Origin of the sequence: Mesorhizobium sp. M7A.F.Ca.CA.001.04.2.1 (assembly GCF_003998485.1) — a bacterium.
In the GTDB taxonomy this organism is placed as follows: Bacteria; Pseudomonadota; Alphaproteobacteria; order Rhizobiales; family Rhizobiaceae; genus Mesorhizobium; species Mesorhizobium ciceri.
Genome location: NZ_RZQT01000018.1, coordinates 65238 through 75207, shown reverse-complemented (window position 1 = coordinate 75207; position 9970 = coordinate 65238). Strand labels below are relative to the sequence as shown.

Sequence of the window (9970 nt, the reverse complement as noted above, 5' to 3'; positions counted from 1 at the left end):
TGCGGATGATCGGTGTGATCAGCCCGCCGGGGATCGACACGGCAACGCCGACATCGGCGTGCCTGTGCTTGACCATGGCGCTTTCGGTCCACGAGGCATTGGCATCGGGCACCGCCTTCAGCGCCATGGCCATCGCCTTGATCACCATATCGTTGACCGACAGCTTGTAGGCCGGAGCATCACCCTTGTCGGTCTTCTTCACCGGGGCTGCCGCATTGATCTGCGTGCGCAGCGCCAGCAGCGCATCGAGCTCGCAGTCGAGCGTCAGGTAGAAATGCGGGATGGTGGTCTTGGCCTCGACCAGGCGGCGCGCAATGGTCTTGCGCATATTGTCATGCGGGACGAGGTCGTAGGAGCCCTGTTCGAACAGTTTCAGGACCTGATCGTCCGACATCGCCTTTACCGGTGCGGCAGGAGCAGCAGCCGGCACGCCAGCCGGAGCCTTGGCGGCAGGCGCCGTCTGGGCGCCGCCACCGGCAATGGCCGCGTCGACATCGGCCCTCACCACCCGGCCATACGGGCCGGTGCCAGATACGGTCGAGAGGTTCAGGCCGGCCTCACGGGCCAGGCGCCGGGCAAGCGGTGTTGCACGGCCGGCCGATGGCGACTGGCCGATCTCCGCCCTTGTGGGGGAGATGCCAAGTGGCGGCAAAGAGGGCAGGGCAGAGGGGTGCGTGACAGAATGAGACGTTGGCGCGACAACGCCCCCCTCTGTCGACTTCGTCGACATCTCCCCCGCGGGTGTGGAGATTGGCGCGAAGTCCTCCTTTGCCGCAGCAGCATCAGCCCCATAGGCCTCACCGTCGGCATAGATCCACGCCACGGCAGCGCCGACCGCAATATCGACACCCTCTTTGCCGGTGACATCGCGCAGCACGCCGCTGGCCGGCGCATCGATTTCCATCGCCGCCTTGTCGGTCTCGATCTCGAACAGCACATCGCCCTTCTTGACGTGCGCGCCCTCCTCGGCAAACCAGCGCGAGATCTGTCCGGTCGCCATGTCCATGTCGACCTTGGGAAGAATGACTTCGGTCGGCATGGGCTAGCGGACCCCTTTCACGAGGTCGCGCGCGGCGGTGATGATGTCCGGAATTTGCGGCACCGTCGCCTTCTCGAGTTCCGGATTGTAGGGGATCGGCGTTTCGGCGCCGCCCAGCCGCACGATCGGCGCGTCGAGATAGTCGAACGCTTCGCTCTCGGCGATCATGGCGCTGACCTCGGCGCCGATGCCCAGCGTCTTGACCGCTTCGTAGACGCATAGCAGCCGCGACGTCTTCTTGACGCTGTCGATGACGGTCTGCTTGTCCATCGGCCGGATGGTCCGGAGATCGACGACTTCGACGTCGATGCCTTCGCTCTCCAGCACGGCCGCCGCGTCGAGCGCCTTCTGCACCATGATCGAGGTGGCGACGATGGTGAGATCCCGGCCCTCGCGGCGGATATCGGCCTTGCCGATCGGCACGGTGTAATAGCCTTCGGGCACCGGGCCCTTCATCTTGTAGAGCACCTTGTGCTCGAAGATCATGACTGGATCGGGATCGGCGACCGCCGCCAAAAGCATGCCCTTGGCATCATAGGGGGTCGCCGGCTGGATGACTTTCAGACCCGGCACATGGCCGAGCCAGGCTTCGAGGCTCTGGCTGTGCTGAGCCGCCGCACCGGTGCCGGAACCGGCGGGAAAGCGCATCACCACGGGAACCGAAACCTCGCCGCCCAGCATGAAGCGCATCTTGGCCGCCTGGTTGACGATCTGCTCCATGGCAAGCGTGGCGAAATCGGAAAACTGGAACTCGAAGATCGGCCGCATGCCGGTGAGGGCAGCGCCCACCGCGACGCCCGCGCCGCCCAGTTCCGAAATCGGCGTGTCGATGACGCGGTCAGCGCCGTAACGTTCGACCAGGTCGCCGGTGACCTGGAAGGCGCCGCCATAGACGCCGATATCCTCGCCCATCAGGAAAACGCGTTCGTCCATGTCCATGGCGATCGCCATGGCTTCCTGGATCGCCTGGGCGTAGCTCAGTTCACGCACCATCGCGTCCATCACACCTGCTCCGTATACACGTAATTTCCCGTCTCGCTGATATCGGGCGAAGGGCTCGCCTTGGCGAACTCGATGCCCTCGGCGATCTCTTGCGCCACGGCATCGCGAATGGCCTCGATGCCCTTGTCGTCGATGAAGCCGAATTCCCTGAGCTCGCTTTCGAACAGGGTGATCGGATCGCGGTTCGACATCCAGTCCTCGATCTCTTCCTTGGTGCGATAGCGGTTGCGGTCGCTCTTGGAATGGCCGCGATGGCGGTAGGTCTTGGACTCGATCAGCGTCGGCCCCTCGCCGGCGCGGGCTCGGGCAACAGCCTGATGAGACGCCTCGGCGACCTCGGAGAAGATGTTGCCGTTGACGATGACGCCCGGCATCGAATAGGCGGCGGCGCGCTCGGCGATGTTCTTGACCGCGGTCGAGCGGGCTGTCGATGTCGACATGCCGTAGCCATTGTTCTCGCAGACGAAAATGACAGGCAGCTTCCAGACCGCCGCCATGTTGAGCGCCTCGTGGAAAGCGCCTTCATTGTTGGCGCCATCGCCGAAGAAGGAGACCACGACCTTGCCGGTCTTCATCATCTTGGAGGAAAGCGCCGCACCGACCGCGATCGGAATGCCGCCACCAACGATGCCATTGGCGCCGAGATTGCCCTTCCCGACATCGGCGATGTGCATCGAGCCGCCACGGCCCTTGCAATAGCCTGTGGTCTTACCGAAGAACTCGGCGAACATGCGCTTGACCTCGGCGCCCTTGGCAATGCAGTGGCCATGGCCGCGATGCGTCGAGGTGATCTGGTCATCCTCGGCAAGCGGCATGCAGATGCCCATGGCGCTGGCTTCCTGGCCGATCGACAAATGCATGGTGCCGTGGATGAGACCGCGCGTGTAGCACTCTTCCGCGCCCTCTTCGAAGCGGCGGATCAGGTACATCTTGTGGAGCACCTGCTTGAGCTGCTCGGCGCTGTACTGGCGGTAGACGAAGGGCAGATTGGCGCGACTGTCAGTGACGGCTTTGCTGGCTGTGGCCATGATCACGCTCCCACGGTCCCATAGACGAGCTTGTCCTGGCGAGCGCGCAGTTCGGCGATCTTGGAGCCCGCCGCGGGCGCTGCATTCGCATAGGTTATGAGTTCGCCCTTCTTGATCGGCGCGGTGACCGAGCCGCCCTGCAGCAGGCCGCAGGGAATGGCCTTGGCGGCGCGCGCCTCAGGCGTCGTCATGATCCAGGCGCGGTAGCAATATTCGCCGATCGCATCGAGCTTCTCGCCGGGCTTCATGTCCTTCTTGGCCACGGCGGCGACTTCGGCCACCGGCTTGGCCAGCGGCACCATGTCGGCCTTGCCGTAGAGCACGACGCGCGCGCAGGTCAGCGGCACCTCGAGCGAGGTCAGGTGATAGGGACGATGGAAAGTGAAATACGGGCCTTTGCCCATCTTCAGATCTTCCATGCGCTCGGAGATGCGCGGATGCGACATGTCGGCAACGACGAAGACGCCGGGCGCGACACCCTTGCCGATCGAATAGTCGACGACGCCGACCTTCGACAGAACGCCGCCATCCTTCTGCGGCACCAGCACCTTGGACAGTTCGCCAAGCGTCGCCGCCGGGCCATGCATGCCAGCCTTGTCTGGAACCAGGCCGGTGGCATTGGCGATTGCCGCCATCTCGACCATGGTCTTGGAGCCGTCGACGAATTCGACCAGCATGCGGACATTCATGTGCCGGCGCTTGGCTTCCTCCTCATAGTCCGGGGGAATGGCGTCGATGTTGAGCGGATTGTTCTTGCCCTTGCCGGCGGCAACGATCGGGTGACCCATGGCCGAGACGAACTCGATCAGCTCCATGCAGGAGGACGGCTCATCGCCGGCGCCCAGTGAATAGGTGACGCCGAGCCGGTCGGCCTCGCTTTTCAGATAGGCGCCGATGGTGACGTCGGCCTCGACATTCATCATCACCAGATGCTTGCCATGCTCCATGGCGCGCAGCCCGATCTCGGCGCCAACGGCGGGAACCCCGGTGGCATCGATGACGACGTCGATCAGATCATTGTTGATGACAAGGTCGGCGTCGTTGGTGACCGCCACCTTGCCGGCTTCCATCGCCGACGTCATAGCCGAAGCATTCGACACTTCGCGCGCATGCCCGGTTTCCTGGAAAGCGATATCGACGGCCTTGCTGGCAGCCGGCAGGTTCAGTTCGGAAATGGCGCCGATCTCGATGCCCGACATATGGGCGACACGAGTGACGATGTCGGTTCCCATCTCGCCCGAGCCGATCAGGCCGATGCGGATAGGCTTGCCCGACTTTGCGCGTTCCTCGAGATCGCGGGCAAGACCCGTCAACGAAACATTGGAAGCCATACCGCTCGTTCCTCCCATAATGCAGGCTTGTTCGATTGCCTGACGCGTATTGAACATCTGTATTTCTGTCAAGACTAATGTCCAAAATCGATGTCCTTTTGGCACGCGTTCGCGGAGGCGCGGTGACCCCAGGCAATGGCGGCTGCATATCGGAGTGCATGTCGACAGGCAGGCGCGGCGACGAGTTTCCTGACGCACGGAACGAGAAGACCGGTCCATCGCCGTAACGATCGCCATCACGGCGGCCATCTCCAGTGTGGAGAGCCCTACGGAGCTCGAGCACGCGCCGCCTCCACACCTGACTTGTGAGAAAGCAGGCTTCAGCCTAATAAAGCCACAGCTCATTTAGAGCCTGGGGGAATTGTATGAGCTGGAACCCGAGAAGGGTCCTTATCGATCTGCTGAACCAGAACCGGACTGTCAGAGCAGCCAAGGCATTGCGAAACGCCTTGATTGAACGCAACTTCCGTGGACGCGGTGTTGCGGAAGGCCTGAAATTCGCCGACGAAGTGCGGCGAACCGGTGGCCGGAGATTTTGTTTTGTCATTGCCTTCAATACCCCTTGGGTCATCGACGCGATGGCGCGCTCCTGGGAGCTGTATTCGTCCGGAATGACGCTGGTCGTTGTCGACAACTCTTCAAAGCAATCGGCTCGCACCCGTATCGAGGAAATCTGTCGAGCGCGAGGCGTCGCCTACTTCAGCTTGCCCCGAAACTGGGAGCGTCATCCTAACCGGTCGCACGGAACATCCATGAACTGGATCTTCCACAATATCATCCGGCCGATGCAGCCGGAGCTGTTCGGCTTTCTGGATCACGACTGCTTTCCGATCATCCCCGTGGACATTCCCGCGGCGATGGAAGGAAAAGTCGTCTATGGCTCAAAGCGCCGGTCAACTTCGGATCACCAAGCGTGGTTCTTGTGGGCAGGGTTCTGCTTCTTTCGCTTTAGCGCCCTGGAGAACGTGAACATGGACTTTCACCCCCGCTTCATCCACGGGATGGACACCGGCGGAGGCAATTGGGCTGGGCTCTATCGCCTGCTCGGCGAAAACGATGTCGTGGATGTGCCGGCCACTACGGCTCATCTGAACCTCGGCGAGGCCGACTCCGGTCATCAGATGTTGGGCAGCGCCTTTTTGCATATCGGCGGCGCTGGTTACCGGAAGTCGATTAACACCCAGCAATACCGGCGGCTGATCTCCAACTATGTTTGGGACACCTATCTGCACGGCGATCAGAACCGCCTCGTCAAAGAACTTTGACCAAGCTCAGGCTATAGCCTCTCTCAGCCTATAGCCGGCTACTGTGCCGTCCAGCCGCCGTCCATCGGCAAGGTGGTGCCGGTGACCTGCCTGGCCGCGTCCGAACACAGGAACAGCGTCAGCGCGGCGAGCTCGTCGACGGTGACGAATTCCTTGGTCGGCTGGGCGGCGAGCAGCACATCGTGCTTGACCTGTTCCTCGGTCATGCCGCGCGCCTTCATCGTGTCGGGAATCTGCCTTTCGACCAGCGGCGTCCAGACATAGCCCGGCGCGATCGCATTGACGGTGACGCCGTCGAGCGCTGCTTCGAGCGCTACCGTCTTGGTGAGGCCCGCAATGCCGTGCTTGGCCGACACATAGGCCGACTTGAACGGCGAGGCGACCAGAGCATGCGCCGAGGCGGTGTTGATGATACGGCCCCATTTGCGCGCCTTCATGCCCGGCAGTGCCGCCTTGATGGCGTAGAACGCGGCGAGCAGATTGATGCGGATGATGGCTTCCCACTTTTCATCGGGAAACTCCTCGATCGGCGCGACATGCTGGATGCCGGCATTGTTGACCAGGATATCGAGACTGCCGAAGGCAGCCTCGGCCTCATGCACCATGGCGCTGACCGCCGCGCCATCCATCATGTTGGCACCGGAATAGCGGCACTTGACGCCGAAATCCCTCTCGATGCCGGTGCGCTCCTGCTCGATGGCAGCCGCATCGCCAAGGCCGTTGATGGTGACATTGGCGCCTTCGGCGGCAAAGGCGCGGGCGATGGCCAGGCCGATGCCGCTGGTCGAGCCGGTGACGAGGGCGTTCTTCGAAGACAGGAAACCCATGATGATCTCGCAAGAGGTGGGAGGGAACGAACGGGGCCGCCTTTGTGCGCCGCACCATGACAGTGCCATAGCCATATGTCGGTGCGATTACAGGGTTGAAACGGCCGTCGACAGGCCCCTTGGGCGGCTGTCAGGCGGCTGACACGGCACTGTCATGGTGCCGTGCAACATAATCCGGAGCGCATTCGCGCAGTCATTCCTGAACCAGAATGGGGCTACAGCCTTGCAGATCGCCGATGTCGTGAAGCGCGCCTATGCGATGCCGCTGACCAACCCCTCCTTTCCGCCCGGGCCGTACCGTTTCTTCAACCGCGAATACGTTATCATAACCTACCGCACGACGCGTGAGGCGCTTCAGGCGGTGGTGCCGGAGCCGCTGGAGATCGACGAGCCGCTGGTCAAATACGAATTCATCCGCATGCCTGACTCGACCGGTTTCGGCGACTACACCGAGACCGGCCAGGTCATCCCGGTGCGCTACAAGGGCCAGCACGGCGCCTATGTCCATTCGATGTATCTCGACGACGACGCGCCGATCGCCGGCGGCCGCGAACTGTGGGGCTTTCCCAAGAAGCTTGCCAATCCCAAGATCGTGCATGAAGGCGAGGTCATCGTCGGCACGCTGCACTATGGCAGCGTTCTGTGCGCCACCGGCACGATGGGCTACAAGCACAAGGAAGCCGATCATGGCTCTGTCCTCGCTTCGCTGGCCGCGCCCAATTTCCTGATCAAGATCGTCCCGCATGTCGACGGCACGCCGCGCATCTGCGAACTGGTCCGCTACCACCTCACCGACATCACGCTGAAGGAAGCCTGGACTGCGCCCGCCGCGCTCGATTTGCGGCCGCACGTCATGGCCGACGTGGCGCGGCTGCCGGTGCTCGACATCGTATCCGCCGTCCACTTCACCGCCGACCTGACGCTTGGGCTGGGCGAAGTGGTTCACGATTATCTCGCCGACCGCACCTGAGCTGCACAAGCCTTTCAGAGCCCAAACAGAAGTCGGAGACCAAAGCCGTGCTCGAACGCAATCGCAACAAGGAGGCCACCGCCACCATCGCGGAGATCTCGGCGCAGTATGACCGCGTCGCGCTGGTGTTTCAGGGAGGCGGCGCGCTCGGCGCCTACCAGGCTGGGGTGTACCAGGCATTGGCAGAGGCCGGCTGCGAGCCGAGCTGGCTTTCCGGCGTGTCGATCGGCGCCATCAATGCGGCGATCATCGCCGGCAATGAGTCGAGCCGCCGGCTGCAGCGCCTCGAGCAATTCTGGCAGACGATTTCGGGTCGCAAGATCTGGGCCTATACGCCGGAAGGCGACATCTACCGTGATATCCGCAATCGCACCAGTTCGTGGATGACCATGGTCATGGGGCAGCCGGGCTTCTTCAAGCCGCGCAATCCTAACCCCTGGATGGAGCAGCCCGGCGCCGAGGGCGCCACCAGCTTCTACGACACGGCCGAGCTGAAGGAGACGCTGCAAAGCCTGATCGACTTCGACATCCTCAACGACGGCAAGAAGCGGTTGAGCGTCGGCGCGGTCAACGTCCGGACCGGCAACTTCGTCTATTTCGACACCGACAAGGTCCGCATCGAACCGGAGCACATCATGGCCAGCGGCGCGCTGCCGCCGGCGTTCCCGTCGATCCGCATCGAAGGCGAATATTACTGGGACGGCGGCATCGTCTCCAACACGCCGCTGCAATATCTGCTCGACCAGGAAGAGGACCGTTCCTCGCTGGTTTTCCAGGTCGACCTGTTCAGCGCGCGAGGCGTCCTGCCGCGCAGCATGCCGGACGTGCTGTCGCGCCACAAGGACATCATGTATTCGAGCCGCACACGGCAAAACACTGACAATTTCAAACGCATCCACGGTCTCAAGATGCGCCTGCTCGATGCACTGAAACGGGTGCCGAAGGAGTTGCGGACGCCGGCCGAGGAAGCGCTGATCGAGGACTATTCGGACGCCGGCACCGTCAACATCGTGCACCTGATCTATCAGCACAAAGGCTATGAGGGTCACGCCAAGGACTATGAGTTCTCAGGCACCTCGATGCGCGAGCATTGGGAGACAGGGTTGGAGGACACGCAGCGCACCTTGCGCCATCGTGAGTGGCTGACGATGCCGACCAATGTCGACGGTGTCGCCATCCATGACCTGCATCGCGAAGACCCGACGTAGCCAGGCCGGGTATGCCCAACGGTTCAGCGTTGTTGGCCAGGATTCCTTTGAACGGCCATCGCCGACGCTCGAGATTGGCCGACGCCTCCAAACTTCGTCATCCTAGGGCGAAGCAAGGAGCGAAGCGACGCGGCGCAGACCCTAGGATCCTGTGTGTTTTTGCCATGCTATGGTTGAGGTGGGAAGGAGACCGACAGGATCCTGGTCGTCCTTTCGAGGACAGGCCGTGGCATGGCTCGGTCCCTTCCCACCGGTGAACCATCAACCTGAACAGTTGCACGGGGCTGTCAGCAGCAGACCCCGCACCACAGGAAGAGGCGTGGACATGATAATGCAGAACTATGTCGGCTGCGACATCTCCAAGCAGTGGCTCGATTTCTTTGATGAGGCAAGCAGCCGTTGCCAGCGCATCGACAACCAAGCCGATGCGATCGCTGCCTATGTGGCAGGCCTTCACCCCGGCCGAGATTTTGTCGTCATGGAGGCAACAGGGGTCCATGACCGGCTGCTGCGTCATGGGCTGGCCAAGGCAGGCGTGTCGTTCTCGCGGCACAATCCGACACACACTCACCACTATGCGAAGTCGACGGCACGGCGCGCCAAGACCGATCCTCTCGACGCCAGGATGCTGAGCGGCTACGGTCGTCGCTACCACCCTGAAGCCGAGCCGGTGCCGCGCGAAGAAGGTGAGCACCTTCAATCGCTTGCCCGCCACCGCGACCAACTGGTCGATATCAGGGCAACGTTGAAGAAGCAGCGCGCCGATGCCTTCGACGAGATCGTCATGGCCGAACTCGAAGAGCTGATCGCCAGCTTCAACACACGCATCAAGGCGCTCGAGAGCCGGATCGCCGAAACCATTCGTCAAGTCGAGGATACTGCCCGCGACAACGCGCTGATGGTCTCCGTGCCCGGTGTCTCCAAGATCACCGCGCTCTCTCTGCTGGCCCACCTGCCCGAGCTCGGCCAGCGTTCACCCAAGTCGATCACAGCACTCGCCGGCCTTGCCCCCTTCGACAACAAGAGCGGCAAGCTCAATCGCAGGAGTCAGATCCAGGGTGGCCGACCGCGCGTGCGCCGTGCCCTCTACATGGCAGCACTGGGCGCCATCCGAGCCTGTGATCGCTTCCGAGCTTTCTACAGCGCCATCGCAGCCCGATCAGGGTCAAAGAAGCTCGCCATCATTGCCGTCGCAAGGAAGCTCCTCGTCGTCCTCAATGCCATCATCCGAGACAAAAAAGCATTCGCATGAACACAGTTGCCATGCCGTGATCTTTGCCACGGAGTGCAGCGGAGCAGA

General features: G+C 62.3%; 9 protein-coding genes. 4 read left to right on the top strand and 5 right to left on the bottom strand.

Annotation, left to right across the window (positions count from 1 at the left end; translation table 11 throughout):
- The 4 genes from EN955_RS08695 to EN955_RS08680 all read right to left on the bottom strand — a co-directional run.
- The coding region (locus EN955_RS08695) for a dihydrolipoamide acetyltransferase family protein (protein ID WP_164766254.1) at positions 1-1039 on the bottom strand (1039 nt) is incomplete at its 3' end.
- A gap of 3 nt (positions 1040-1042) precedes the next feature.
- Positions 1043-2041, bottom strand: a complete 999-nt coding sequence (locus EN955_RS08690; protein WP_024503033.1) for an alpha-ketoacid dehydrogenase subunit beta — start codon at positions 2039-2041, stop codon at positions 1043-1045.
- Positions 2041-3069: a thiamine pyrophosphate-dependent dehydrogenase E1 component subunit alpha gene (locus EN955_RS08685; RefSeq protein ID WP_024503032.1), complete on the bottom strand. Its 1029-nt coding sequence runs from the start codon at positions 3067-3069 to the stop codon at positions 2041-2043. The genes EN955_RS08690 and EN955_RS08685 overlap by 1 nt, the downstream gene beginning before the upstream one ends.
- A gap of 2 nt (positions 3070-3071) precedes the next feature.
- On the bottom strand, positions 3072-4400 hold the full coding sequence (locus EN955_RS08680; protein WP_024503031.1) for an NAD(P)H-dependent oxidoreductase: 1329 nt from the start codon (positions 4398-4400) through the stop codon (positions 3072-3074).
- 365 nt (positions 4401-4765) lie between these two features.
- Between EN955_RS08680 and EN955_RS08675 the strand changes: the two genes are divergently transcribed.
- The gene (locus EN955_RS08675) at positions 4766-5665 is read left to right on the top strand and encodes a hypothetical protein (protein WP_024503030.1); all 900 of its coding nucleotides are present in this window, start codon (positions 4766-4768) and stop codon (positions 5663-5665) included.
- A gap of 38 nt (positions 5666-5703) precedes the next feature.
- On the opposite strand, the gene EN955_RS08670 is transcribed toward EN955_RS08675, so the two are convergent.
- Positions 5704-6492, bottom strand: coding sequence for a 3-hydroxybutyrate dehydrogenase (locus tag EN955_RS08670; RefSeq protein ID WP_024503029.1), 789 nt, complete (start codon positions 6490-6492; stop codon positions 5704-5706).
- Positions 6493-6715: 223 nt separating this feature from the next.
- On the opposite strand from EN955_RS08670, the gene EN955_RS08665 reads away from it, so the two are divergent.
- From EN955_RS08665 to EN955_RS08655, 3 genes are all read left to right on the top strand, one after another.
- Positions 6716-7462 (top strand): acetoacetate decarboxylase, encoded by a 747-nt coding sequence (locus EN955_RS08665; RefSeq protein ID WP_024503028.1) that lies wholly within the window; start codon positions 6716-6718, stop codon positions 7460-7462.
- A gap of 47 nt (positions 7463-7509) precedes the next feature.
- Positions 7510-8670 (top strand): patatin-like phospholipase family protein, encoded by a 1161-nt coding sequence (locus tag EN955_RS08660; RefSeq protein ID WP_024503027.1) that lies wholly within the window; start codon positions 7510-7512, stop codon positions 8668-8670.
- A gap of 325 nt (positions 8671-8995) precedes the next feature.
- Positions 8996-9922, top strand: a complete 927-nt coding sequence (locus EN955_RS08655) for an IS110 family transposase (RefSeq protein WP_032899107.1) — start codon at positions 8996-8998, stop codon at positions 9920-9922.
- The last annotated feature ends 48 nt before the right edge of the window (positions 9923-9970 follow it).

Coding starts and splice junctions, on each gene's coding strand:
- EN955_RS08690 (WP_024503033.1), bottom strand. CDS start 2,041: ATGGACGCGATGGTGCGTGAACTGAGCTACGCCCAGGCGATCCAGGAA.
- EN955_RS08685 (WP_024503032.1), bottom strand. CDS start 3,069: ATGGCCACAGCCAGCAAAGCCGTCACTGACAGTCGCGCCAATCTGCCC.
- EN955_RS08680 (WP_024503031.1), bottom strand. CDS start 4,400: ATGGCTTCCAATGTTTCGTTGACGGGTCTTGCCCGCGATCTCGAGGAA.
- EN955_RS08675 (WP_024503030.1), top strand. CDS start 4,766: ATGAGCTGGAACCCGAGAAGGGTCCTTATCGATCTGCTGAACCAGAAC.
- EN955_RS08670 (WP_024503029.1), bottom strand. CDS start 6,492: ATGGGTTTCCTGTCTTCGAAGAACGCCCTCGTCACCGGCTCGACCAGC.
- EN955_RS08655 (WP_032899107.1), top strand. CDS start 8,996: ATGATAATGCAGAACTATGTCGGCTGCGACATCTCCAAGCAGTGGCTC.